Source organism: bacterium, assembly GCA_035703895.1.
Lineage (GTDB): Bacteria > Sysuimicrobiota > Sysuimicrobiia > Sysuimicrobiales > Segetimicrobiaceae > Segetimicrobium.
In genome coordinates, this window is sequence record DASSXJ010000228.1 from 1 (window position 1) to 24,472 (window position 24,472).

22 protein-coding genes are annotated in these 24,472 nt (G+C 67.6%); 10 read left to right on the forward strand and 12 right to left on the reverse strand.

Features of this window, described 5'->3' with window-relative positions; genetic code table 11:
* The 3 genes from VFP86_15070 to VFP86_15080 all read right to left on the reverse strand — a co-directional run.
* A partial coding sequence (locus VFP86_15070; protein ID HET9000958.1) for an RraA family protein occupies nucleotides 1-596 on the reverse strand: 596 nt, incomplete at its 3' end.
* 81 nt (nucleotides 597-677) lie between these two features.
* Entirely contained in the window at nucleotides 678-1,592 is a 915-nt protein-coding gene (gene miaA / locus VFP86_15075; protein ID HET9000959.1) for a tRNA (adenosine(37)-N6)-dimethylallyltransferase MiaA, read from the reverse strand.
* 8 nt (nucleotides 1,593-1,600) lie between these two features.
* The gene (locus tag VFP86_15080) at nucleotides 1,601-2,188 is read right to left on the reverse strand and encodes a hypothetical protein (GenBank protein HET9000960.1); all 588 of its coding nucleotides are present in this window, start codon (nucleotides 2,186-2,188) and stop codon (nucleotides 1,601-1,603) included.
* 259 nt (nucleotides 2,189-2,447) lie between these two features.
* On the opposite strand from VFP86_15080, the gene mutS reads away from it, so the two are divergent.
* Nucleotides 2,448-5,162, forward strand: a complete 2,715-nt coding sequence (gene mutS / locus VFP86_15085; GenBank protein HET9000961.1) for a DNA mismatch repair protein MutS — start codon at nucleotides 2,448-2,450, stop codon at nucleotides 5,160-5,162.
* Nucleotides 5,159-6,877 (forward strand): DNA mismatch repair endonuclease MutL, encoded by a 1,719-nt coding sequence (gene mutL, locus VFP86_15090; protein HET9000962.1) that lies wholly within the window; start codon nucleotides 5,159-5,161, stop codon nucleotides 6,875-6,877. Before mutS ends, mutL begins: the two co-directional genes overlap by 4 nt.
* A 10-nt stretch (nucleotides 6,878-6,887) precedes the next feature.
* On the opposite strand, the gene miaB is transcribed toward mutL, so the two are convergent.
* Nucleotides 6,888-8,222 (reverse strand): tRNA (N6-isopentenyl adenosine(37)-C2)-methylthiotransferase MiaB, encoded by a 1,335-nt coding sequence (miaB, locus tag VFP86_15095; protein HET9000963.1) that lies wholly within the window; start codon nucleotides 8,220-8,222, stop codon nucleotides 6,888-6,890.
* A 245-nt stretch (nucleotides 8,223-8,467) separates the two neighbouring features.
* Between miaB and VFP86_15100 the strand changes: the two genes are divergently transcribed.
* The gene (locus tag VFP86_15100; protein HET9000964.1) at nucleotides 8,468-9,043 is read left to right on the forward strand and encodes a YSC84-related protein; all 576 of its coding nucleotides are present in this window, start codon (nucleotides 8,468-8,470) and stop codon (nucleotides 9,041-9,043) included.
* 112 nt (nucleotides 9,044-9,155) lie between these two features.
* Nucleotides 9,156-9,584, forward strand: coding sequence for a hypothetical protein (locus tag VFP86_15105; GenBank protein ID HET9000965.1), 429 nt, complete (start codon nucleotides 9,156-9,158; stop codon nucleotides 9,582-9,584).
* Here the strand turns inward: VFP86_15105 and VFP86_15110 are convergent.
* From VFP86_15110 to VFP86_15120, 3 genes are all read right to left on the reverse strand, one after another.
* On the reverse strand, nucleotides 9,581-10,048 hold the full coding sequence (locus tag VFP86_15110; GenBank protein HET9000966.1) for a hypothetical protein: 468 nt from the start codon (nucleotides 10,046-10,048) through the stop codon (nucleotides 9,581-9,583). The genes VFP86_15105 and VFP86_15110 overlap by 4 nt on opposite strands.
* A gap of 99 nt (nucleotides 10,049-10,147) precedes the next feature.
* Nucleotides 10,148-11,464, reverse strand: coding sequence for an MFS transporter (locus VFP86_15115; protein ID HET9000967.1), 1,317 nt, complete (start codon nucleotides 11,462-11,464; stop codon nucleotides 10,148-10,150).
* Nucleotides 11,461-12,648: an acyl-CoA dehydrogenase family protein gene (locus VFP86_15120; protein HET9000968.1), complete on the reverse strand. Its 1,188-nt coding sequence runs from the start codon at nucleotides 12,646-12,648 to the stop codon at nucleotides 11,461-11,463. Before VFP86_15120 ends, VFP86_15115 begins: the two co-directional genes overlap by 4 nt.
* A gap of 139 nt (nucleotides 12,649-12,787) precedes the next feature.
* Here VFP86_15120 and VFP86_15125 point away from each other — a divergent pair, with 139 nt between their 5' ends.
* From VFP86_15125 to VFP86_15135, 3 genes are all read left to right on the forward strand, one after another.
* Nucleotides 12,788-13,726, forward strand: a complete 939-nt coding sequence (locus tag VFP86_15125) for an ABC transporter permease (GenBank protein ID HET9000969.1) — start codon at nucleotides 12,788-12,790, stop codon at nucleotides 13,724-13,726.
* A gap of 25 nt (nucleotides 13,727-13,751) precedes the next feature.
* Nucleotides 13,752-14,579: an ABC transporter permease gene (locus VFP86_15130; protein ID HET9000970.1), complete on the forward strand. Its 828-nt coding sequence runs from the start codon at nucleotides 13,752-13,754 to the stop codon at nucleotides 14,577-14,579.
* 65 nt (nucleotides 14,580-14,644) lie between these two features.
* The gene (locus VFP86_15135) at nucleotides 14,645-16,195 is read left to right on the forward strand and encodes an ABC transporter substrate-binding protein (protein ID HET9000971.1); all 1,551 of its coding nucleotides are present in this window, start codon (nucleotides 14,645-14,647) and stop codon (nucleotides 16,193-16,195) included.
* A gap of 7 nt (nucleotides 16,196-16,202) precedes the next feature.
* Here the strand turns inward: VFP86_15135 and VFP86_15140 are convergent, their stop codons facing one another.
* From VFP86_15140 to VFP86_15160, 5 genes are all read right to left on the reverse strand, one after another.
* A complete protein-coding gene (locus tag VFP86_15140) occupies nucleotides 16,203-16,649 on the reverse strand; it encodes a hypothetical protein (protein HET9000972.1) in 447 nt (148 codons plus the stop codon).
* 41 nt (nucleotides 16,650-16,690) lie between these two features.
* Nucleotides 16,691-17,908 carry a CoA transferase gene (locus VFP86_15145; protein HET9000973.1) on the reverse strand — a complete coding sequence of 406 codons (1,218 nt, stop codon included), beginning with the start codon at nucleotides 17,906-17,908 and terminating at the stop codon, nucleotides 16,691-16,693.
* 411 nt (nucleotides 17,909-18,319) lie between these two features.
* Complete coding sequence (locus VFP86_15150) at nucleotides 18,320-19,291, reverse strand: serine/threonine-protein kinase (protein ID HET9000974.1); 972 nt, start codon at nucleotides 19,289-19,291, stop codon at nucleotides 18,320-18,322.
* Nucleotides 19,292-19,312: 21 nt separating this feature from the next.
* Nucleotides 19,313-20,098, reverse strand: a complete 786-nt coding sequence (locus VFP86_15155; protein ID HET9000975.1) for a protein phosphatase 2C domain-containing protein — start codon at nucleotides 20,096-20,098, stop codon at nucleotides 19,313-19,315.
* A complete protein-coding gene (locus VFP86_15160) occupies nucleotides 20,095-20,691 on the reverse strand; it encodes a response regulator (GenBank protein HET9000976.1) in 597 nt (198 codons plus the stop codon). The genes VFP86_15155 and VFP86_15160 overlap by 4 nt, the downstream gene beginning before the upstream one ends.
* A 318-nt stretch (nucleotides 20,692-21,009) precedes the next feature.
* Between VFP86_15160 and VFP86_15165 the strand changes: the two genes are divergently transcribed.
* From VFP86_15165 to VFP86_15175, 3 genes are all read left to right on the forward strand, one after another.
* On the forward strand, nucleotides 21,010-22,545 hold the full coding sequence (locus tag VFP86_15165) for an APC family permease (protein HET9000977.1): 1,536 nt from the start codon (nucleotides 21,010-21,012) through the stop codon (nucleotides 22,543-22,545).
* Nucleotides 22,546-22,665: 120 nt separating this feature from the next.
* A complete protein-coding gene (locus VFP86_15170; protein HET9000978.1) occupies nucleotides 22,666-23,610 on the forward strand; it encodes a sugar ABC transporter permease in 945 nt (314 codons plus the stop codon).
* Complete coding sequence (locus VFP86_15175) at nucleotides 23,607-24,470, forward strand: carbohydrate ABC transporter permease (GenBank protein HET9000979.1); 864 nt, start codon at nucleotides 23,607-23,609, stop codon at nucleotides 24,468-24,470. The genes VFP86_15170 and VFP86_15175 overlap by 4 nt, the downstream gene beginning before the upstream one ends.
* The last annotated feature ends 2 nt before the right edge of the window (nucleotides 24,471-24,472 follow it).

Here is a 24,472-nt window from a genome sequence, read left to right on the forward strand (position 1 = left end):
CGACCACCGGCCATCCCACGCGCCTGGCGCCGCTCCGTCTCTCGGATGGTTGCCGCGGAAGCGACAATCTCTAGAAGGCGCTCTCGCGGGAGAAAGAGCACCCCATCGGCATCAGCAATGACGAGGTCGCTCGACGTCACCAGATGCGATCCAACTCTCGCCGCGTCGAACACGTCTGCGGGCCTCTGGTCGAGACGCTGCGGGCCGGTCGAAATCACGCCGAGACTGAAAAGCGGCAGGCCAATCTCCGAAATCTCCCGGCTGTCGCGATGAAGTCCCCAGATGACGATCCCGGCAAGGCCGGCGCTCTTGGCCTCCAGCGTGATGAGATCGCCGACACACGCCTCATCGAGGCGGCCATCGTTGTCGACGACCAGAATGTCTCCCGTTTCCGCTTCCTCGATCGCCTCAAGAAAGACGTCGACACTTCCAACGTGCCGCACCGGGCGCGCCCGGCCGCTTGCCCTCATCCCGGGGGCCGCGGGACGCATCGCATGTGGAGCACAGCGCACGGGCACGCCGAGACGCAGGCATGCATCCGCAAGATGCGCGGTGGTCAATTCGCCAAGCAGAATCCCGTCCTCCGCCTGTGGCAAAGACAGCCCTCCATTCATGACAACACGGCACAATAGGGCGCAGCCGTCGATCGCTTCAACCAGCCGCTGCGTCTCGAGTCACTAGCCGCACAGATCACGGATTCGCGCGGCGACCACCTCCGGCGGATCGTCCCCCACGTCGAGCCACCGGTACCGGCTGTCCGCCCGGAACCACGTCAACTGCCGCTTGGCGTAGCGCCGCGTGTTGCGTTCGAGGAGCGCCCGGCTCTCAGCCAGGGAAAGGACCCCCTCGAGATGGGGCACGATCTCCTTGTACCCCAACCCCTGGAGCGCGGGTAGCGTCTTGGGGTATCCCGCGGCACCCAACGCCCGCACCTCATTGACCAAGCCGGCTGCCAGCATCTGGTCGATGCGGAGGTGAATGCGCTCGTAGAGCTTGGCGCGGTCTACGGTGAGCGCCACCATGACGGCATCGCACGCCGCGGACCGCTCTTGGAGGGCCGAGATCGGGACCCCGGTCCTGCCGTGCACCTCGAGCGCCCGGATGGTCCGTCTGACATTGTGGGGATGAATGCGGGAGGCCGCCGCAGGATCGATCTGATCCAAACGTCGGTGCAGCGTTCCTGGGCCGCCGGCGCGCTCCTCGGCCTCCAGCGCGGCGCGAAGCGTCCAATCGGGCGGAGCGGGTGGGATCCGAAGCCCGTCCACGACGGCGCGGATATAGAGACCGGTTCCTCCGACGAGAAGCGGCAGGTGGCCTCGGGCTCGGACCGCGTCGATCGCCGCAAGGGCGCGGCGCTGGTAGAGAGCCAGCGTGACGACCTCGTCGGGCCGAGCGATGTCCAGCAAGTGATGAGGGACCCGCTCGCGATCTTCCGCGCTCGGTTTCGCGGTCCCGATGTCCATGCCGCGGTAGAGGGTCCGCGAGTCCGCCGCCACGATCTCGGCGGAGCACTGCTCGGCGAGCGCGACCGCCACCGACGTCTTTCCTACCGCGGTCGGACCCGCGATGACGATGAGAGGCGGGCTTCCCATGGCCCGCGCTAGCGGCGTCGGCGCGGTCCGGCGGCCTTCGCCGGGGCCCCCCTCGCAGCGGCTATAGGGGGGGTGACCCCGACGGCCGGAGGGCGGTGCGGCCGGGCGTCGAGCCAGATAAACTGACGGGGAGGGGATCGGCGATCCATTTCGTAGAACGCCCGATAGAGGGTGCGGGCGATCTCGACCGCCCGCGCCGCGTTTTCGGCGGACAGCAGTGCTTCGACCCTGGTCTCCCCACCCCGGTTCGTCCCCTGCACCTCTTCGTATTCGCCTTTGTAATGGGTGAGCATGTTCCGCCAACTTCGGAGGGTGGACAGCGCCCGCAGTTCCTCTCCCTCATCCTTGAACGTCTTCCCCGTTTTGCTGACGAGGCGCGTGACCTCCATCCATTTCCCCTCAGGCGACATGCGATCGTAATGACGGTACCGGCTCCCGAGCCGGTCTCCGCCGACCATGTTGATGAACGCCTCGAGCGCGAGGAAGGACATCAGGATCGAGACGAGGCTGTGGGTCTGCTCACCCTCGCGGTTTGGCGGGGCGCTCCGCGCACACCGTGCCGCCGCCTCCGCATGCTCGCGTGCCAGGGCGAACATCGTCTGCTCCAGATGGGTGCGCTCCCAGATCTGTTCGCCCGAGTCGGGGGCGGGCGAAGACCCGCGCGGCGGCGACGCGGCCGGCGGGGATGCCTAACCAGCTGAGGGAGTCGCAGGGGCCGGATGGGCGGGGGCCGCGTGGGCGGGGCCCGTGTGGACGGGGGCCGCTGCTGCAGGTGCACTCGCAGATCGACGGCGACGCCGCCGGCGGCTACGCGTCATGCTCCTTGAGTTCGGCGGGGGTCAGGGGGACCCTGCCGTGGGACGACGAAGAAAGACTGCGGCCATGGATGAACTCACTCCCATGATGCGTCAGTATCGGGCGCTCAGAGATCAGCATCCCAACGCGATTCTCCTCTTTCGGCTCGGAGACTTTTTCGAGGCGTTCTTCGACGATGCGCACGTGGTAGCGCGGGAGTTGCAGTTGACACTCACGAGCCGGCCGGTCGCGAAGGGCCAGCGGATCCCGATGTGCGGCATCCCCCACCACGCGCTCCCCCCCTACCTGCGCCGCCTGATCGACCGCGGGCATCGGGTGGCGATCTGCGATCAGGTCGAAGATCCGCACGCGACCAAGACCCTCGTCCGGCGCGAGGTCGTGCGCGTCGTGACGCCGGGGACGGTGATCGAAGATGACCTGCTCAGCGCCCGCGAGAACAATTTCCTCGGGGCCGTGGCGTCGAGCGAGGATGGATGGGGCGTGGCGCTTGCCGACCTGTCGACGGGAGAGTTCTTCGCGACGGAAGGCGACAGCCCGACCGACCTCCAGGCCACGCTCGCCCTCTGGCATCCTCGTGAACTGCTCATCCCCGATGACTCCGCCCCCTCCGCGCTGTTGGCCGACGCGACGGCGACGGCGTACGATGCCCGCCATTTCGATCCAACGGCGGCGGCCGCGGCGCTGCGCCGACACCTCGGGGTCGCATCGCTGGACGCGTTCGGGTTGTCGGAAGCGCCTCTCGCGACCGGGGCCGCCGGAGCCCTCGTCCAGTACCTCAAAGACACGCAAAAAGGACCGCTGCCGCATCTTCGCACGGTGCGCCTGATTCCCCGAGGGGCGGGGATGCTGCTCGACACCGCGACAGAACGCGCGTTGGGATTGTGGTCGGGGTCGCACGACGCGAGACAGCGGGCCACGCTGCTCGACGTGCTCGACCTGACGGACACGCCCATGGGCGCGCGTCTGCTCCGCCGCTGGCTCCAGCAGCCCCTGCTCGATCTGTCCCGGATCACCGCCCGGCTCGATGCGGTCGAAGCGTTCGTATCGGGGGCAGCCGCGCGAGAGCGCCTCCGCGCCACCCTGAGACCACTCGGGGACATCGAGCGCCTCTCCGGCCGCTTGAGCCACGAAGCGGGGACCCCCAGAGATCTCGCCGCCCTGCGCACCGCCCTCGAGGCGTTGCCCGCGATCGCGCCGTCCCTGCTGGGCTTGACCGCCGCCGCGATCTCGGCGCTCGCCCCCCAGCTTGCGATCCCGCCCGACCTGGCGGAGCTACTTCAGCAAGGGCTGGTCGATGCGCCTTCGCCGTCGCCCAAGGAGGGCGGGCTGATCCGGCCCGGGTTCGATCCGGAGGTCGACACCCTTCGCGAAGGGAGCCGGGCCGCGCGGGAATGGATCGCCGGGCTCGAAGCCGCCGAGCGGGCGCGCACGGGAATCCGCAGTCTCAAGGTCGGCTACAATCAAGTGATCGGCTATTATATCGAAGTCAGCAAAGCCAATGAGCATCTCGTGCCCCACGACTACGTTCGCAAGGCCACGCTGGTCAACGCCGAGCGATACATCACGGCCGAGCTGAAGGACCGCGAGGCGCTGATCCTGACCGCACAGGATCGCATCGCGGCCCGGGAATACACGGTGTTCTGCCAGCTGCGGGATGCCGTTCGCGCCCGCATCGCGCCGCTCTTGGCCGCAGCGAGCGCGGTGGCGGAGCTCGACGTATTCGCCGCACTCGCGGAGGCCGCGGTCCGCTACCGGTACGTGCGCCCGCGGCTCACCGAGGCGCGGACCCTGCGCATCGTCGAGGGCCGCCATCCGATCGTGGAGCAGGCAATCGGCGCTCCGCGGTTCGTCCCGAATGACCTCACGCTCGGCGCCGGTGAACGTGACATCCTGATCGTCACGGGACCCAACTTCGGCGGCAAGAGCACCTACATCCGGCAGGCGGCGTTGATCGCGATCCTGGCCCAAACCGGCAGTTTCGTTCCCGCGGCGGAGGCCGAGGTGGGCCTCGTGGACCGCATCTTCACCCGGGTGGGGGCGACGGACGACCTTGCGGCGGGCCGGAGCACGTTCCTGAACGAGATGATCGAGGTTGCGCGCATCCTCACACAGGCGACGCCCCGGAGCCTCGTGATCCTCGACGAGGTGGGCCGGGGGACGAGCACGTACGACGGGATGAGCCTCGCGTGGGCGGTGGTCGAAGATCTGCACGACCGGGTGGGCGCGCGCACGCTCTTCGCCACCCACTACCACGAACTCACTGAGCTGGCGTCGCAACTGGCGCGCTGCGCAAACGTTCAGGTCCTCGTGCAGGAACAAGGCCAGGACATCGTGTTCCTTCATCGGGTGGCGGACGGCGCGGCGGAGTCCTCGTATGGGATCCACGTCGCCCGCCTCGCCGGAGTGCCCGAATCGGTCGTGCAACGGGCGCGCGAGGTCATCAAGGGGCTCGAGGGGACCGCGGCGAGCCAGGCAGGCCAGCGATCGCCGCGCAGGCGGGGGCCTTCACGGAGCCAGCAATTACCGCTCCCCCTCCCTTCTCCCGTCGAGGACGCGCTGCTGCGGGCAGACCTCTCGAGAATGACCCCCCTCGATGCCCTGAACTTCTTGTCGGGGCTCCGCGCGCTTGCGGAGCAGGGCGACGCCGGCTCCCGGCGGGATGCGGCCCCGTCCACCGATCCGCCCGCGGGGAGCCGCTCGCCCGGCACGGTGATCCCCTTCCCCAAGCCTCCGGGCGCGGCGCCACGGCCGTGAGCGCACCCGGGCGGGATATTCGGGTCCTCCCCCCCACCGCGGCCGAGCGCATCGCGGCCGGAGAGGTCGTCGAGCGGCCCGCCTCGGTCGTTAAGGAGTTGATCGAGAACAGCCTCGATTCCGGCGCGCGGCAGATCACGGTGGAGATCGAGGGGGCGGGCCACCGGATCATCCGTGTCAGCGATGACGGTGAGGGGATCCCCGCCCGCGATCTGCCCCTGGCGTTCCAGCGGTTCGCCACCAGCAAGATCCGCGTCGCAGAAGATCTGCACCGAATCGACACGTACGGGTTCCGTGGCGAAGCCCTCCCCAGCATCGCCGCGGTCGCGCGCATCGAGATGGTGACGCGGCTGCGCGGAGGAGACGCGATGCGCATCAGGCTCGTGGGAGGCGCGGAGCCCACCCTCGGGCCGGCGAGCGGACCGCCGGGCAGCACGGTGACGGTCGGGGATCTCTTCTTCAATACGCCGGCCCGGCGCAAGTTTCTCAAGTCACCCGCCCGTGAAGCCGCCGTGATCGCCGAGACGGTGGAAGCGTTGGCCCTGGCGGCGCCCGATGTGGCGTTCCGTCTCAGCAACGATGGGCGGGAGGTCCTATGGTACCCTCCCGAGCGGTTTGGCGACCGGGCCAGGCGGGTCCTCGGATCGTCGGTGGCCGGGCACACCCTCGATCTCGAGGCGACGATCCCCGTGGGGACCCTCGAAGGGGTTCTGGGCACCCCCCAGGTCGCGCAACCCCGGCGCACGCACCAGTGGTTTCTCGTCAACCGCCGTCCGGTTCGCAGCCCGCTCCTCGCCCGCGCCCTCGCGCAGGCGTATCACACGCTCATCCCTAGTGATCGACACCCCGCGGCCGTTCTCTCCGTGCGGCTCCCACCCCAGGATGTCGATGCCAACATCCACCCGCGGAAAACCGAGGTCCGGTTCGCAGACGAGCGGACGCTCTTCGAGGACGTCGTGCGTGAGGTCCGGCGCGCGCTTCACCGGGTCCCGCTCGTGCATGTCATCCCCGGCGCGGGACCCCACGTCCTCACCGCGCAGCGCACCGACGTCTACACCGGGGAGATCGATCCCGTCGAAGCCCGTGCCGCGTTTCGCGGCGCACCCGAAGGCGATGGGGCACAGACGGCCCGGTGGCCTTCGATCCGGGTGATCGGCCAGCTGGCGCACACCTATATCGTCGGCGAATCCGGGGGCGACTTGATCCTCATCGATCAACACGCCGCGCACGAACGCGTCCTCTACGAGCGGCTCCTGGCCGCCCGGACCCGTGACGGCGCGCGCGCCCAGGGACTGGTCACGCCCCCGGTCCTCTCTCTGACACCCGCCGAGAGGACGTTGCTCGACGAAGCGGGGCCGGCCATCCGCGCGATCGGGTTCGAGGCGGAGCCGTTCGGCCCTGGACTGGTTCGCCTGACGGCCGTGCCGGCGATCGCCGTGGGGCGGGCTCCGGACACCCTGTTCCGCGCGTGCCTGCGTGACCTCGGCGGCGACGGCGGCCCCCACGCCGGCCGCTCACTCGAAGAACGCCTCGCGATCGCCACCGCCTGCCACACCGCGGTCCGGGCGGGCGACCCGCTGCACCCCGCGATGATGGCGGATCTGCTCGACGCGCTCGCGCACGCCGAGGATCCATTCTCGTGCTTTCACGGACGCCCGACGATGATTCGGGTTCGGGAACGCGACCTTGAACGATGGTTCTATCGGCGAGACTAGACGAACCGCATCAGACCGCCACACCCGCTCCGATCCGGCCGTGGAGCACCCAGGACCCGGCTGCGGTGATCTCCACCGGTACCGCGCGGCCGATGAGGTCGGGGTCCCCGTCGACGGTGACGACCTTGTTCGTCCGCGTGCGTCCAACGACGCCGCCGCGCGTGCCTAGGCTCTCCACCAGCACCTCCTGGCGCGTCCCGACCAGCGGCTGGTTGACCTCGGAGGCGATTCGCGACACGAGGTGATTCAGGGCGTGGAGGCGCCGGCGCTTGATCTCGTCGGGTACCTGGTCAGGGTACCCTGCGGCGGGGGTCCCCTCCCGCGGGGAATACACGGCGGTGTTGACGGCGTCGAACCGCACCTCGTTGACCAGCCTGACCGTGCCATCGAACTCCTCGTCGCTCTCACCGGGAAACCCGACGATCACGTCGGTGGTCACGCTCGCGTGCGGCATCGCCGCCCGGATGGCGTCGATCGTCGTCCGGTACTGCGCGGTCGTGTACGCACGATGCATTCGCCGGAGCACGCGGTCATCGCCGGCCTGCACGGGCAAGTGAATGTGTTCGCACACCTTCGGGAGCGCCGCCACCGTCCGGATGAGTGTGGGGGTCATATCTCGGGGATGGCTGGTCGTGAACCGAATCCGCTCGATCCCGTCCACGCCGTGGACTAAGTGCAGCAGGTCGGCGAGACTGCGACGCGGGGTGAGGTCGTGCCCGTAACTGTCCACGTTCTGGCCGAGCAGGGTGACCTCCCGGTACCCCTGGGCGGCCAGGCCCTCGACCTCGGCGACCACGGCCTCGGGGGGAACGCTCCGCTCGCGCCCCCGCACGTACGGGACGATGCAGAACGTGCAGAACTTGTTGCACCCGTGGATGATATTGACGAACCCTCGGACGGCGCTCCCCCGGAGCGCCGGCAGGACGGGCAGTGGGTGATCCCGTTCCGAACGGTCCCACACCTCGTACACCGGCATGCATCCATCCCGGACCTGACGGATCAACTCGGGAAGACGATGAATGTTGTGGACGCCGAAGACGAGGTCAAGGTACGGGGCGCGCTCCCGCACCCGCTCCCGCTGTTTCTGGACGAGGCACCCCGCGATGCCGAGAATCAATCCGGGGCGTTGCCGCTTGATCGCCCGGAGCTCGCCCAGCCGCCCGTAGGCTTTCTCGTCCGCCCCCTCACGAACCGTACACGTATTGAGCAGGATGATATCGGCGTCCTCGGGGTGCTCCGCCGGCTGATATCCCATCCCCGCGAGCAGCGCAGCCATCGCCTCGGAGTCCCGGACGTTCATCTGGCAGCCCTGGGTGATGATGTGAAATCGCTGTGGCGATCCCATCTCCGATTCCCCCCGTCACCGCCTTAGAGTGTACCGTCCTCGACCGGCGGAGTCCAGCAGACGGCGGCCAGCGCAGACCGCGCTCGTGTTATAGTGCAGAGGGGGACGTGCTCCACCGAGTGAGCCGGCCCAGGCATGGGTACAATATGGCCGGGGGGATGACCCGACCGATCTCGTAAGGGTCGATGTGTTTAGCGACCGGAACGCGACTGGAACGCGTGACCAAGAAAAGGAGGGGGAACACAATGCGGGCACCGAGAGTCGGTGGGAAAATCGTGTGGGCAGTGTGCCTCTGTCTGTTGGGGAACCTCATGCTGCCCGGCATGTCGCATGCCGCGACCGCCCAGGCGATCGACGCGGCCGCGGATAAGACGCTCGACCAGTTCAAGAGCCAGGTCAAGGGCGCCGACGCGTTCCTGCGCGACGCGAAGGGCTACATCGTGTTTCCAGAGGTCATTCAAGCGGGCATCGGGATCGGGGGGCAGTATGGCGAAGGCGTGCTGCGCACTGGGGGCACGAGCCAAGCCTACTACAGCTTCGCCGCCGGCTCGATCGGGTTCCAGCTTGGGGCCCAACGCAAGTCCATCATCATTGTCTTCCTACAGGATCAGGCGCTGCGGGACTTTCGGGAAAAGGCCGTGGCGGACAAGGCCTGGAATGTCGGGGCCGACGGATCGGTCACGGTCCTCAACCTGGGGGCTCAAGCCTCCATCGACTCCGCGACGGTCAATCAGCCGATCGTCGGCTTCGTGTTCGCGCAATCGGGGCTCATGTACAACCTCAGCCTGCAGGGAGCCAAGATCTCGAAGTTACAGAGATAACCAAGGCGGTGTTCGGTCGGTCGGAGATGGTGGGCGGGGCGGAGGAAATTCCGCAGGCGTCACGAAGGAAGACCGACAAATAGCCGGGCCTCCTCACGGAGAGGAGGGGGGAATGATGCCAACCGCCGTGATCGCCATCTGCTCCAACCCTGACTGCACGCGCCACGCGGCCGCCCCGGTGTCGAACGAGCTACCCCATGATTGCCCCACCTGCGGCGCCGCGATGCTTGACCGGTGCTGGAAGTGCGAGCAACCGCTGGCGGACCCGTTTTCGTCGTACTGCGCGCACTGCGGGGTGCCGCTGAAACGGATTCTCCCGAGGTCCGAGCCCCGGGAGCCGGTGCTCGCCATCTGCTCGAACCCCGAGTGCACTGGGGCGGTACGAGCGGTCATGACCGCCGCCTTCCCGTCACGCTGCCCGATGTGCCACGCGCCGCTGATCTCGCACTGCTGGAAGTGCGGTGCTCGAATCGTCGAAGCCGAGCAGCATTACTGCCAGATGTGCGGGGTCCCGGTCAAGCGGGCGCGCACAGTCGTCTAGAGCTGGAAGTCGACGATCGCCGTCACCCCCACGCCGTAGACACGGTGGAGGTTCCCGGCGAGGGGGTTGAGGCTGTCCACGGGCACTAATCCCTTCAGCCGCACCGCGCTCAGGAACGATCCCTCGATCTGCGCCACCGCCTGCACTTTGTTGACCGCCGCGGCGGGCCCCTGAACTTGCGCAGCCCCGATATACGACCCCGGGTTGCCCGAGACAATCCCCACGCCGACACTGAGAATCGGGACCACTTTGGTCTTGTCCTTGTTCGCCGCCTTGTTGTTGAGCATCAGGGTGTTGATGGCATCGTTGATCTGGGACCCATAGGTCTTCACGACGTATCCGATACCGAAGAGCTTGATGGCCTGGACGATGACGTTCTGGGCCACGGCCTGCGCCGCCAGGCCGCCGACCAGCGATCCCGCGAGGAATACCGACACAAGCGCTCCGACCAGGTGTCTACGCATCGTCACCCCTCACCAATTCGACAGGCGCTCCGGCCCTCACGAACCCTTCCGTCAGCACACCGGCGTACACACGGCTCTACCTACGCAGGGGCACGCCCTTCAGTTCGCGGGCAGCCGGACCGCCTCCGCGACCTCTTCGAGCGATCGACCCGCCGTCTCCTCCCCAAAGAACACGATGACGAGCACGGCGATCACGAGGGCGCATGCGAACACGCTCAGCGCCACGGCCCGTCCACTGGTCCAGGAACTCATGAGCACGCCCAGCAGCGCAGGCGACACGATGCCTCCGATGCGCCCGGCCGCGGAGGCCCATCCGATCGCCGTCGCTCGGATCCGAGTCGGATACAGCTCGGCGGCGTAACTCAGGATGACCGGCCATGCGGCCAGCACCCCGCCGGCGAGTGCGATCGCCGCGATCACGAGGCCGGCTTCATCGGAGGCGGCCCCCACTCCCACGGCCCCCACGGTGCCGAGGGCGAGCCCCGTCACGATGACAGGCTTCCGCCCCACGCGGTCGATGAGCAAGGTGGCGGCGACCACCGGAATGGCCATCACGATGGAGACGAACAGCGCCGCCTGCGCCGGGTACGGGAATCCCCCGGCCGACAATATCGCCGGCAGCCACACCACGGGACCGTTGTAGGCGCTGATCATCACGAACCAGACCACCCAGATCACGACAGTCCGCTGTCTAAACCGCGGGCTCCACAATTCAGCGAGGTGCACCCCAACCGAGACCCGGCCGGCCTGCTCCTGCGCGGGGAGTTCCGGGTACGCGCCGAACTGATCGGCCAGCGTCTGCGCCAGGGCCTCCGCCTCCGCACGCCTTCCGTGGGCGAGGAGGTACCTGGGGGACTCAGGCACGAGCCACAGGGCAACGACCGAGAGCACGATCGGAAGGAGACCCACCAGGAACACTTCCCGCCAGCCCGCGCCGTGGGCCAGGAAGACGCTGCCGAGCGCGGCAACGATCCAGCCCAGGACCCAGATAACCTGAGTCCATCCCAACAACGCGCCCCTCGAGGCCCGCGGGGCGAACTCCCCCACCAGGCTCGTGGCCACCGGCGCTACACCCCCGAATCCCACGCCGGCGAAGAAGAGGAGGACGACGAGCACGGCAAGGGACGGCGCGAACGCCGCCGCCCCGATGGCCAGGGAGCTCAGCGCGACGGTCGCCGCAAAGCCGACCCGGCGCCCAACCCAGTCGGAGACATAGCCGATCAGGACCCCGCCGGTGAGCTGACCCGCGCCGGTCGCCATGATGAGCACGCCGGCCTGACCCGGCGTCAGCCCCCAGGACGTCCTCAACCCCAGCAGCGCGAAGCTGATCACCCCGAGATTGAGCCCGTTACTCCCAAAGGCCAGCCCGGCAAGCAGGGTGACCCGCCCGTGAAGGGTGTTCGCTGCCCGCCTCAAGCCTGGGGTGCGCCGAAGGCGTCGAACCCCGTAATGTCCCGCCCGAGGATCAGCGTGTGGACGTCGTACGTGCCCTCATACGTATCGACGGATTCGAGATTGGCGGCGTGGCGCATGGCGTGGTATTCAAGCGTGATCCCATAGGCCCCGAGGATGGTCCGCGCGTCCCGCGCCACGCGCAACGCCATGCGGACGTTGTTGCGCTTGGCCAGGCTGACGTGCGTGTACCGCATCGTCCCCGCGTCCTTGAGCCGTCCCAGCTGATACGCCAGCAGTTGCGCCGTCGTGATCCCGGACAGCATGTTGACGAGTCGTTCCTGAATGATCTGGGTCGCGGCGATCGGGCGCCCGAACGCCATCCGCTCGCGAGCGTACCCAAGCGCCTCCTCGTAGCAGGCGATCGCGGCACCCACGGCCCCCCAGGCGATCCCGTAGCGCGCCTGCGTCAAGCACGACAGCGGCTTTCCGAGCCCCGCGCCGCCGGGAAGCACGTCCTCCTCACGCACGCGCACGTTCTCGAGCACGAGCTCGCTCGTCACGGAGGCGCGCATCGACGCTTTCGTATGGATGTCGTGCGCGGAGAACCCCGGGATCTTCGGATCGACGAGGAACCCGCGAATCTGGCCATCGTCGGCCTTGGCCCACACGAGGGCGACGTCGGCGATGGACCCGTTGGTGATCCACATCTTGGTGCCGTCGAGGATCCAGCCGCCGGGGGCGCGGCGGGCGCGCGTCTGCATCGCCGCCGGATCGCTTCCGGCGTTCGGCTCGGTCAGCCCGAAGCAGCCGATCTTCTCGCCCGCCGCCATCGCCGGCAGCCACTTCTGCCGCTGCGCCTCGCTCCCGTATGCATAGATGGGGTACATGACGAGTGCGCCCTGCACCGAGGCGAACGAGCGCACCCCGCTATCCCCACGCTCGAGCTCCTGCATGATGAGCCCGTAGGCGATGTTGCTCATGCCCGCGCACCCGTATTCTTGGGGGAGGTTGGCCCCAAACAACCGCAGCGCGCCCAGCTTCGCGACCAGCTCCCGCGGGAACTCGCCGGCGAGCCAGGCCCGGCCGATCTGCGGGATCACCTCCCGGTCGACCAACCTCGCCACGGTGTCGCGTGTCAGGCGGTCCTCGTCGGCGAGCAGCGGATCCAACCCAAAGTAATCAAGTCGTGCCGTCCCGTTCGTCATGGAGGCACCATTCGCAAACACCGCGGAGGTCTCCTGTGCATGGCCAGGAGGACCCCCCTTTCGAATCGGAGAAGGAGCGATCCCGCGGAACCCCACGGGCCGAACGCGCGCCCGGGAAGGATGGCCTCTGGGTTCGTATCTGGTCCGCCGGTTGCTGCTGGCGCTTCCCACGGCGCTCGGCGTCCTCGTCGCCGTGTTCCTCCTGATCCGCTTGGTGCCCGGGGACGTGGTGACGCAGTTGGTCGGCCTCGAGGCGACGATCTCGCCGCAGCGCGTCGCGGAGTTGCGAGCGCTCTTCGGGATCGACCGGCCGCTCCCGGCGCAGTTGGGGGAGTATGTCGGAAACGTCGCCCGCGGGAACCTGGGACGGTCACTCCGCACGGGGGTGGCGATCGGTCCGGAGCTCCTGCGGCGCTTTCCCGTCACGATCGAGCTCGCGGGATGCGGCCTGCTCGTTGCGCTGGCGATCGGCGTACCCGTCGGGGTGACCGCGGCCCTCCACCGAGGGCAGGCCGGCGACTACCTCGCCAATATCTTCGTCCTGCTGGGCCTGTCGATCCCGTCGTTCTGGCTGGCCGTACTGCTCATCCTCGCGTTCTCGCTCCGTCTGGGGTGGTTGCCTCCGACCGGGTATCTCGCGCCGCAGGAGGATCTGAGCGAGAACGTGAGGCACATGCTGCTTCCGGCTCTGGCCCTCGGCCTCGCGCTCGCCGCGGCGATCGCCCGCATCGTCAGATCGAGCTTGCTGGAGGTGCTGGGTCGCCCGTTCACGCGCACCGCCCGCGCGAAAGGCCTGGGGGAGCGCCGCGTGGTGATCGGGCACGCGCTCCGGAACGCCCTCATCCCGGTGGTGACGGTCGTCGGCCTGCAGTTCGGGACCCTGCTCGGCGGCGCCGTGATCATCGAGCAGATCTTCAGTCTCCCGGGGATCGGGCGCTACGCCCTGGAAGGGATCAACCTGCGCGACTATCCCGTGGTCCAGGGGACGGTCCTGGCGATCGCGCTGGCGTTCGTGTTGGTCAACGTCTGTGTCGACGTGGCCTATGGCTTTCTCGATCCCCGCATCCGGTACGACTAACCGGGTCCGGACCCCGCGCTCGTGGTTGGGGCGGCGCCTCCTGCGCCATCCGGGAACCCGGGTCGGCGGAACTCTCCTCGGCGTGATCGTGCTCGCGGCGATCGCCGCACCCGTCCTGGCCGGGTACGATCCGATCCGCATCGCGCCTGCGCTCCGCCTCCAGGGCCCCGGCGCCGCGCATCTCCTCGGCACCGACATGTACGGACGGGATACGTTCGCCCGCGTGCTGTACGGGGGACGGCTCTCGCTCGCCGTGGGGATCTTGTCGGTCGGGATGGCGCTCATGGTCGGAGGCACCGTCGGCGCGCTCGCCGGGTTCTGGGGACGATGGCCCGATGCGCTCATGATGCGGATCTCCGACGTGGTCCTCGCGTTTCCGGCGATCCTGCTCGCGATCGGACTGCTGGCGTTCCTCGGCGGCGGATTCTGGAACGTGGTACTGGCGATCGCGATCGTGTACTCGGCGCCGATGGCCCGCGTCGCCCGAGGAGCGGTGCTGATGGTGCGGCACGAGGAGTACGTCGAGGCAGCCCGCGCCGTGGGCGCGGGGGATGCGCTGATCCTCTGGCGCCACCTTCTCCCCAACGCCGCCGCGCCGGTGATCGTGGAGAGCACGCTTCGCCTCGCGTTTGCGATCCTGGCCGAGGCCGCACTCTCCTTCCTGGGACTGGGCACCCAACCGCCGGCCCCAAGTTGGGGCCAGATGATCGCGGAGGGCCGGACGGTGATGACCTTCAGCGCGTGGCCCGCGATCGGCCCGGGGATGGCGATCACGGCGACCGTCCTCGGGTTCAATCTGTTGGGCGACGCGATCCGCGACGCGCTGGACCCGCACCAGGGCACCGCGGGCTGAGTCTCGAACGTAGTAGGATCGCACGGGATGACCCGCTGCGGCGGTGGGCTCGAGGAGGAGACGGCATGAAGCACATCCGGTGGGCAATGGTGTTGGGTCTCGTCGTGCTGCTGACGATCCAACCGTCACTCGCCCAGCCTGCGAGTCCGCGTTACGGCGGCACGCTCCGCGCAGGCATGCAGACCGATCCCGTCGGGCTCGACCCGCACCTGTCCACCGCGACCGCCACGCGGAACATGATGGAAAACGTGTACGACACGCTGGTGATGATCAACGCCGAGGGCAGGATTGCGCCGGGGCTCGCCGAGACGTGGAAGACGTCCGAGGATGGCCTCACCTGGACCTTCGCCCTGCGTCGAAACGTCAAGTTTCACAACGGCCGGACGATGACGCCGGACGACGTCGTCTACTCGATCAACCGCATTCGCGACCCGCGCACGAAGTCTCCGCGCGCGACCGACTTTCAGTTGGTGGACTCGATGACCCCCTCAGGTCCGGCATCGGTCGCCATCAAGCTCAAGCAGCCGTTCAGCCCCCTCTTGGCGAAGCTGGCGTGGTCGACCAACGCGGTCGTGCCGAAGGAAGTCGTCGAGCAGGACGGGGATCTCAACACCCACCCCGTGGGAACGGGCCCCTACCGATTCGTCGGCTATGCGCCGCAGCAGCGTCTGGTCATCGTGCGGAGCGGCGACTTCTGGGGGGTGGACGGCGCGGGGCATCGTCTCCCATATGTCGATCGGATCGAATTCATGTTCTTCCCGGACGCCGTGGCCCGTGCCACCTCGCTTCGCACGGGGACGGCGGATTGGATCGAATACGTCCCCTCCTCTGAGATCCAAAGCCTCAAGGCGGACCCGAACGTCGAGGTGATCGGCGGCCTGTCCGCCAACTTCCGCGGCCTGTATATCAACAACGCCGTCCCCCCCTTCAACAACGCGAAGGTCCGGCAGGCGATGGCGTGGGCGGTGAACCGCAAGGAGATCGTGGACACCGCCCTGTTCGGAGTCGGCGGAGTCGTGGCCACCGGCACAACCATCCCGCCGGGGAACTACTACGCGCTCACCAAGAACGTGTACGACAAGGTGGACGTCGATCGGGCCAAGCGGCTCCTCGCCGAAGCCGGGTTCGCGAACGGATTCGACGCGGATCTCTACGTCACCAGCACCTACGATTTCCTCAGGGCCCCCGCGGAGGTCGTCCAAGCCCAGCTGGCCAAGATCGGGATCAAGTTGCGCATCACCGCCGCGGACTGGAGCGTCTACCTCCCGACGGTCTTCCAGAAAAAGTTCACCCTCACGATCTTGGGGAACTCCGGGCAGTCGGATCCGGACGACTTCCTCTATAACCCCTTCCACACCGGCGCGGGTGGGAACTACTACAATTACTCAGACGCGCAGTTCGACAAATTCATCGAAGACGCCCGGAAGACCGCGAGCGAGTCCCGGCGGCGGCAACTCTACGAGCAGGCGCAGCTGCGGCTCCAGGAGACCGTGCCGATGGTGTTCCTCTTCCACTCGACCCAATACGAGGCGGTGCGTAAGAACGTCCTCGGATACCGGCACTGGCCCAACACGTCCTACTTGGGCCTGCGGTGGACGTGGATGGCCGGCCGTTAGGATCGCCCTATTTGACCCACAAGACGCCGAAGTGGTTGTCGACGACATCCGCCGCCTCCGTGAACGTAAAGTTCGACGTGATCAGGCCCCGCGCGCCGTCGAACTGACCTTCCCCTCCGTCCACGCGCCACATCACCGATCCATGCATGGTACCCGCCTGCGGGCTGGGCCCGAGGTAGCCCTGGCCGACGGTGGTAAAGCGCAACCGATGGCCCGACCCGAAGGAGATGGTCCCCGATTCTTGAAACGTCGACTCCCCGGTCCGGGTCACCGTCGACTCGAACGACGCCCGTCCCTCAGCCGTCGGGCGCAGGGATCCGCTCACGCCCTGGGGCCCGACATTCGAGGTGATCGTGCAGCTTGGGGCGGTCGTGGCCGCCTTGACGACGTTGGGCGATCCTGGAACAGGCGCCGCCTTACCCTTGAACTGCAGCGCATACATCATCTCCCTCATGCCCCCTCACCTCCAACAGTGAGAAACGCCAACGTCTCGGTCTAGATGACTCCCAGAGATCGCAGCCGGGTGATCTCGTCGGAGCCCACCCCCAGATCCGTCAGCACGTCGGCCGTGTGTTCCCCCAGTCGCGGAGGAGGCCGACGGATCGACCCGGGTGTCCCTGAGCACTTCACGGGAAGCCCCGGAATAGTGATGCGTCCGGCCGACGGATGGTCGACCTGCACCAGCATCTCCCGCGCGTGGACCTGCGGGTCCTCGACGATTTCGTCGACCGTGTAGATCGGCCCGCACGGTACACCGGCGGCCTGCAACGCCTCGAGCCACGCCGAGGCCGGGCGCGTCTGGAGCAGGGTTTCGAGCACCGGGATCAACTCGGCCCGGCTGCGGATCCGGTCGGGGTTCGTCCGGAAGCGTGGATCGTCGGCGAGCGCGACACCGGCAACCTCGCAGAACCGGCGGAAGAGCCGGTCGTTGCCCGTGCCGAGGGTGATGTAGCGCCCGTCGGCGCAGGCAAACGCCTGGTACGGCACGACGGTCGCGTGCGCAGAGCCTCGCCGGGGAGGAATCTCTCCGGATGTCAGGTAGATCCCGACGTAGTACGAAAGCCAGGAGATCTGCGCGTCCATCATGGAGACGTCGAGGACCTGGCCTGCGCCTGTGCGGCCGCGGGCAAGCAGCGCGAGGGTGATCGCATAGGCCGCGTACATGCCGCCGGCGATGTCGGCGATCGGGATGCCCACCCGCACTGGGGCGCCCCCCTCCTCGCCCGTCGTCCCCATCACGCCGCCCATCCCCTGCAGGATGAGGTCGAACGCAGACCGATCCCGGTAGGGTCCGGTCTGCCCGAACCCGGAGATCGCGCAGTAGATGAGGCGCGGATTCCGCCGGCGGAGCACCTCCTCGCCGATTCCCAGCCGGCTCATCGTCCCGGGGGTGAAGTTTTCGACCAACACATCCGCCCGATCCGCCAGCTTCAAGAGGAGCGCGACCCCGTCGGGGTGGCGAAGGTTCAGCGTCACGCTGCGCTTGTTCCGGTTGACGCTCAGAAAGTAGATGCTCTCCCCCCCCGCGAACGGGGGTCCCCAAGCCCGCGCCCCATCACCCTCGCCCGGCGGCTCGACCTTGATGACATCGGCCCCGTAGTCGGCCAGCATCGCCGTGCCGAACGGACCCGCCATAAATCGCGTCAGATCGAGGACGCGGATGCCCTCCAACGGCCCCGCCCCATGGCTGCGCACAGCCGGCTCGTCGCTCACACACCTCTCCTCGGTTCCAGACATCGCGGGCACAAGCCCCATCATTCGACGTCACGGCTGGTGTTCATCTCCCGGAAAAAATACCGGCCGGCGGCACCGGGCGGTGCCGCCGGCCTCCATCGTCTTCGCTACCTCGACTCAGCCCCCGTGGAGCGCTGCTCCACCTCGCGGGAGACGCATCTCCCTGATCGGCGGGAGGTCGAGGGTTTCATATGAGGTAGCGGGCCGAGAGTCCCGCTGCCCCGTTACTGCTTCGGGGGAGTCTCCCCCTGTGGATCAGTATTACGCTTCGACAGACGGACGCGACGCCTCATCACCCGCCTCCTCCCTTGAGGATAGCAGTCGTCATGTGTGCCGATGTTCGTCACTTTCCATTGTACCCCTCGCCACGACCGTGTCAACACCGGAACATTAGTGACGGAGCAGCACTTCCGCGATGAGGACTGCGACCGCCGTCCCGAGCGCGACCAACCCGAGAACGACGAGGGGGTGCCGAAGCAGATTCTCGCCCGGCGGGGCACCCAAGGGAGGATCGGGCCGCGAGAGCACCGTCATGTCGGCTGCGTCCGGATGCCGGAGCGCGTCAAGGAAGGCTCCCGCGTGCGGAAACCGCTCCTGTTTTCGCCGGCGCATCGCCGTCGCGATGATCGCCGCGATCGCCGGGGGCACCTCAGGCCGCAGCGTCGCCAGCGGTTCCGCGTCCATGTTGAGGTGCTGGTACATCGTGCTGAGGGGATTTGCGCTGCGGAACGGCGGCCGTCCCGACACTAGTTCATAGAAGATCAAGCCGAGCGCGTAGACGTCGGTCTCGGGGCCACCCCGCTCTCCGCGGATCTGCTCGGGGGCCATGTACTCCGGCGTCCCCACCAGCCCGGAGAACCCGCGCCACGTCACCCGCGGCGCGCCGTCGAGCAGCGCGATCCCGAAATCGATGATCGTCACACGAACGTCGACCCTGACAAGAATGTTTTCGGGCTTCAGGTCGCGGTGGTACACGTGGTGTTGATGGCAATAGGCAACCACTTCTGCGAGGTTGGTGACGATCTCAATCGCCTGCGGCACCGGGAGCGGGTGCGACTCACTCACGAAGTCCCGGAGGGGCCGCCCCTCCGTGTAATCCAGAACGAGATAAGGGGGGCGCGCATCTTCGCACGCTTCGATCAGCCGGGGCACCCCGGGATGGTCCAGGATACGACCGATGGCCACCTCCCGGCGGAATCGCTCGTATGCCGCAACCTCGCCGAGTTGTGCGGGGTCGAGGAACTTGAGCACAACGGCGGCCCCGCTGCGCAGGTCTCGCCCCTGGAACACGGCGGCTTCGCCGCCATGTCCCAGCGGCCGCTCGACGACGAAATGACCGACCTGATCGCCAGGGCCCGGCATCGGGAGGCTCGTGTGAGGCGGTCAGCCGGTGATGCGGATCGCCAGCACGGTCAGATTGTCAAACCCACCCCGCCGGTTGGCTTCTCGAACGCAGGCCGCCGCCGCTGCGTCGGGGGGAAAGTTCGTGAAGGTGGCGCGGACGTCCTCTGGGGTCAGGTGTTCGAGCACACCGTCGGTCGCGAGGATGAAGCAATCGCCGCGCTGCGCCGGGCCGCTCCTGAGATCGACCGCAACCAAAATGTCCCCGCCGATCGTTCTCGTCAACAGGTGGCGATGCGGGTGGCGATCGGCACCCGGGGCGTCCACGAGGCCGAGGCGCCGCATCTCCTGGACGATTGTGTGGTCTCGGGTCAGCTGCCGAACCGCGCCGCCGCGGACCAGGAAGGCTTTGGAATCCCCGACGTGTCCGAGCCAGTACCGTCCGCCGCGGACGACGAGCGACGTCAGCGTGGTCTGCATCCCGGAGAGCGCGGGATGCCCCTCGCGAAGGTGATAGACGTGAAGGTTGGCCTGTTCGATCGCCCGGCGGAGGATCCGCCCGGGATCTCCTCGCAGGTTGAGGTAATATTCCTGAGCGACCGTGTGCGCGGCTTCCGCGCTCGCCACGGCTCCCCCGCCCGCTCCCCCGACGCCATCGGCGACGATGAACAGGCTCCCGCGGCTGGCGTGCAGGAGCGGATCTGTAGGGACTTCATAGCGAACATAGTCCTCGTTCTTCGGCCGGACCCGCCCGGGATCAGTCGCGCTGCCGACTTCCAGGCTCAGCGACTCGGTGGGACGAACAGGCGCGCGCGGGACCTGCTTCACCCCGTCTTGCCCTCCAGCGCGATGATCGCCTCAGCGATCTCGACGATCGACCTGCGGGAGCTCTGAGCGAGGCGGCGCAGGCGCGACGTCGCCTCCGCTTCCGTGAGCCGGTATCGATCGCGCAAGAGTTGGGTGGCCGCCTCGACCTGGTTCACCGTGCCACGATCAGCCCTCGCGGGGCGATCCGCAGAGGCGCGTCGGAGCCATATGAGCTCGGCAAACCGGGCGCGCGCCACCTCGATCGCGGGACCGATGTCCGACTCCCGCACCGGCTTCATCAAGTACGCCAGCACGCCGGCGTCGGCGGCCTCCTCCACCAAGCTGCGCTGGTTGTAGGCGGTCAGCACGATGATCGGCACCGGGTGCTCGGCCATGATCCGGCGGGTCGCCTCGAGCCCATCCATCCCGGGCATCTTGATGTCCATGATGACGACGTCCGGATCGAGGGCGGCGACTTTCTCGACCGCGTCCTCGCCATCGGCGGCCTCGCCGACGACCCGATAGCCGAGATCTTGCAGCATCGCCCGCATCCCCATCCGGATCAGCGCCTCGTCGTCGACCAACAAAACATCCCCGGCTCCCCGCTCAGTCATTCGTCAGCCCCCGCCGCGGCGCCGAGTGGCCCGCGAGTGTCACTCCAAAAACGAAAGCGCCCCCGCCCTATCCGGCGGGGGCGTCTCGGCCCATGGCCATGCTACCATGCCCCCACGAATCGATTCAAGGCCGGGTTGACAGTGAACCGGAGAGTCGCTACTATCATGGCAAGCACCCGGACGTGCATGAGGCCTGGACGCCGATCCTTTGATATGGGGTCGGCGTTTCTGTATTTGGCCGACGGCCGCGACGCCCCGACTGCCCCGGCGCAGTGGATTCGCATTCTACGGAATAGACGAATCGAGGAGGCGTCGTGCATGTCGAACACCACCGGGTTTCGTAAGAGCCTGACGCTCACCGGCGTGACCGTCAACGCCATGGCGCTCATCGCGCCGGGAGCCTTCTTGTGGATCACCTACCAGGTCCAAGCGTCCCAGGTCGACGCCGCCGGTGCGTCCACCGCGATGGACATCTGGCCGGGACTCGCGCTTGCGCTCGTCCTCGCCTTCCTGACCGCGATCTCGTACTCGATGCTGAGCAACCTGTACCCGGATGCCGGAACGGGATCCTCATATTACTTCGCGGAGAAGGCGTTCCTCGACAAGGAGGAAAGCACGTTTCACCGCTGGGCCCGCCTCGCCAAGTACGTCGTCGGATGGATCTCGCACCTCTACTACTGGGTCTACCCGGGCGTGATGGTGGCGATGATGGCGACCATGATCGTGTACGTCCTGGGTCTCTTCAACGTGACTCTCCCGCCGGTCGCCCAGGTCGCCATCGCGGTGGTGTTCTCCTTCGCCACGGCCTACGTGGCCTACCGGGGGATCTCCGGATCCACCCTGGCCAGCCTGATGATCAATGTCATCCAGATCGCGGCACTCGTGCTGATCTCGGTCCTGGCGCTCAGCTACCGGTTCGGCAACCCGCAGCACGTGACGTTCCTCCACCCGACGCTGTCGAGCGTCGTGCTCCCGCACAACCTGAGCCACGTTCTCTTCCAATCGACGATCGCGATCCTGCTGCTGGTCGGCTTCGAGTCGGCCACGGCGCTGACCGCCGAGGCCCTCCACCCCAGTTTTGTGAGCCGCGGCGTGATCCTCTCATTGATCATCCAGGGCCTGATCGCCTACCTCTTCGAGTACTTTGCGGCAAGCGCCTGGGTCAACACAGCCTACACCTTGAAGGACGCCAAGGGCAAGGTACTCGCGGGGTTTGACGCGGCCGGCTTCTCGCAGGCCCCGATCGGTGATATGGTGAGGAACCTGGGCGATACGATGCTGGGCGGCATCGGGTTCCCCCTCCTGCTCATCATCGCGCTGACGGTTGCGATCGCCGTCTTCGGGACCACCCTCGCGTGCATGAACACGGGCGTCCGCCTGACCTACGCGATGGGACGGGACGAAGAAGTACCGGCCATCCTCGGTCTCCTGCACGGCCGCTTCGCCACCCCACACTTTGGTGTGTGGATCATGGCGGCCGTCTCCGCGGTCATCGGCGGGTTCGGGGTGCTTTCCGTCATGAACCTTACCGCCATCACGTTCCTGTCGAACATCGGCACGTTCCTGCTCTACGGGCTGACCAACGTGGTGGCTTTCGTCGCGTTCCGCCGGGCGCCCCAGGCTCATACCGTGAAGCACGTGCTGGTCCCGCTTCTCGGAGCGTTCGCCAACCTGGCGATGCTGCTGGCGGTGATCTACTTGGGGATCCTGGGCGGCGGCGACACGCGCACCGCCGCGCTGATCTCGCTCATCTCGACGGGGGTGTGGTTCGCCGCCGGGCTCTTCTACTTCGTCTCGAACACCCGTGGGCGGAGCCGGGAGATCTGGGTCGAGAAACAAATCGGCACCGCGTGATACGAACGACCTCGGGGGGAGGTGCAGGCGGGGCTGCATCTCCCCCCGAAGCGTCGATCTTCGGTCCGGGCCCTACCCTCGCCCCCAGGATTTCTCATGCGCACTCCGGAAAGATCCTCGATGGCCCAGCGCGTTCTCGCGGGACCGCGGCCGGGCACGACGCGCCCGCTCGGCTCGCCTCGGGCCGTGATCCGACGGCGGCGCGAGATCGTCGTGGCCTACCTCCTGCTCGCCCCGGCCCTGCTGTTCGTCATGGGCCTCCTCGCCTACCCGATCGGCTGGGAGGTGTGGGCCAGCCTGACCAACAGCTCCGTGCAGCGCGTCTCGGCAAGCTACGTCGGCTTGTACAATTACCTGGTCTTTCTCAACGATCCGGAGTTCTGGGTTGCGGCCCGCAACACGATCGGGTTTCTTGCCCTCACGGCCGCGCTCAAGCTCGCGCTCGGGACCGCCGTGGCCCTGGCGTTGTGGCGCCCCTTCCGGGTCCGGCCGATCGTGCTCCTGGCCGTGTTCCTGCCCTGGGCCTATCCCGCCGGCGCCGCGATGATCGGTTGGGATCGGTTCATGAGCCCTCCGGTGCACACCGCCTACAGCGTCCTCATGGGGAACCTCAGCGTCTACTTCGATCGGTGGCTGGGCAACGGCACGTGGGGGTTCCTCACCCTCGTCCTCGTCAATAGTTGGCGCGGCGCGGCGTTCACTGGGATCTTCCTGCTCGCCGGGCTCAACGGGCTCCCGCGAGAACTCTTCGATTACGCCGCCCTCGAGGTTCGGACCACGTGGCGGTGCTTCCGATTGGTGACCCTGCCCCTCCTCCGACCGTTCTTGGCCCTGGCCACGCTCCTCTCCCTCACCACCGCCGTCGCCGACCTGGGGAACGCCTGGCTCCTGACGGGCGGGCGCAACGTGTACCCGATCGTCTGGACCGACTCCTTCCGCTACGCGCTCATTGCCGGGCAGTGGGGAAAGGCCTCCGCGCTCGCGCTCATGCTGGTCCCCGTGCTGGCGCTCCTCCTCTTTGCCTGCTACCGGCTGTTTGACCCCCTCGAGGAGGGGCAGCCATGACGGCGCCCCGCTGGCTCCACCCGTGCCTCCGGGCGTGCGGGCTCGCGCTCATCGCCGCCGGGAGCGTGTTCCCCATCTACATGATCGCGATTGAATCGCTGAAGTCCGTCCACGAGGACGTCACCGGAAATCCCTTGATCGTGCTCCATCCCACGCTGAAGTGGTATCTCGGCCTGTTCGACCCGGTCGTGTGGCTGCGCGGCGAGATCGCCGTTCAGAGCGTCCCGTTCCTCGTCTGGCTCGCCAATACGGCGATTGTGTTTGCCGGCGCGCTCGCCATCACGCTCGTCACGAGCGTGATGGGGGCCTACGCCCTGGGGCGCCTCCGCCCCCCGGGGTGGCGCACCTGGCGGCGGGCCTTGTTCGCGACCTACCTGATCCCCCAGTCGCTTTTGTTTCTCCCCCTGTACACCCTCGTCTTTCGCCTCAATCTGGACGACAACTTGCTCGCCCTGATCCTCATCTACCCGATGCTCGCCGTGCCGTTCTGCGTCTGGCTCCTCTCTGCCTACTACCAGCGGCTCGATCCCGAGGTCGAAGAGTCTGCTTACATCGAAGGAGCCAGCCGCACGACGGCATTCCTCCGGATCATCCTGCCCATGAGCTGGCCGACCGTGGTCGCGGCGGGCGTCTTCGCCTTGGGGGTGATCAGCAGCGACTCGATCTTCGCCGCGGTGTTCCTGCCGAACCAGTTCCACCAGACCCTCGCGGCCGGTCTCGGCACCATGGGGCCGAGCATGGACAATCTCTCGGTGGTGGCGGCCGTCAATCTGGCGGCGGGGACGGTCGTGCCGATCGCCGCCCTCTCGGCCGGGGCCTACGTGCGCGGGCTGACCGCCGCGATGGTTGAAGGCGCCTGAGC

Excerpts from the sequence above, each read along its gene's own strand:
- VFP86_15140 (HET9000972.1), bottom strand. The coding sequence starts at position 16,649 with ATGAGGGAGATGATGTATGCGCTGCAGTTCAAGGGTAAGGCGGCGCCT.
- VFP86_15170 (HET9000978.1), top strand. The coding sequence starts at position 22,666 with ATGGCCCAGCGCGTTCTCGCGGGACCGCGGCCGGGCACGACGCGCCCG.
- VFP86_15160 (HET9000976.1), bottom strand. The coding sequence starts at position 20,691 with ATGACTGAGCGGGGAGCCGGGGATGTTTTGTTGGTCGACGACGAGGCG.
- VFP86_15100 (HET9000964.1), top strand. The coding sequence starts at position 8,468 with ATGCGGGCACCGAGAGTCGGTGGGAAAATCGTGTGGGCAGTGTGCCTC.
- VFP86_15150 (HET9000974.1), bottom strand. The coding sequence starts at position 19,291 with ATGCCGGGCCCTGGCGATCAGGTCGGTCATTTCGTCGTCGAGCGGCCG.
- VFP86_15080 (HET9000960.1), bottom strand. The coding sequence starts at position 2,188 with ATGTTCGCCCTGGCACGCGAGCATGCGGAGGCGGCGGCACGGTGTGCG.
- VFP86_15110 (HET9000966.1), bottom strand. The coding sequence starts at position 10,048 with ATGCGTAGACACCTGGTCGGAGCGCTTGTGTCGGTATTCCTCGCGGGA.
- VFP86_15175 (HET9000979.1), top strand. The coding sequence starts at position 23,607 with ATGACGGCGCCCCGCTGGCTCCACCCGTGCCTCCGGGCGTGCGGGCTC.
- miaB (HET9000963.1), bottom strand. The coding sequence starts at position 8,222 with ATGGGATCGCCACAGCGATTTCACATCATCACCCAGGGCTGCCAGATG.
- VFP86_15165 (HET9000977.1), top strand. The coding sequence starts at position 21,010 with ATGTCGAACACCACCGGGTTTCGTAAGAGCCTGACGCTCACCGGCGTG.
- VFP86_15105 (HET9000965.1), top strand. The coding sequence starts at position 9,156 with ATGATGCCAACCGCCGTGATCGCCATCTGCTCCAACCCTGACTGCACG.
- VFP86_15135 (HET9000971.1), top strand. The coding sequence starts at position 14,645 with ATGAAGCACATCCGGTGGGCAATGGTGTTGGGTCTCGTCGTGCTGCTG.
- VFP86_15120 (HET9000968.1), bottom strand. The coding sequence starts at position 12,648 with ATGACGAACGGGACGGCACGACTTGATTACTTTGGGTTGGATCCGCTG.
- miaA (HET9000959.1), bottom strand. The coding sequence starts at position 1,592 with ATGGGAAGCCCGCCTCTCATCGTCATCGCGGGTCCGACCGCGGTAGGA.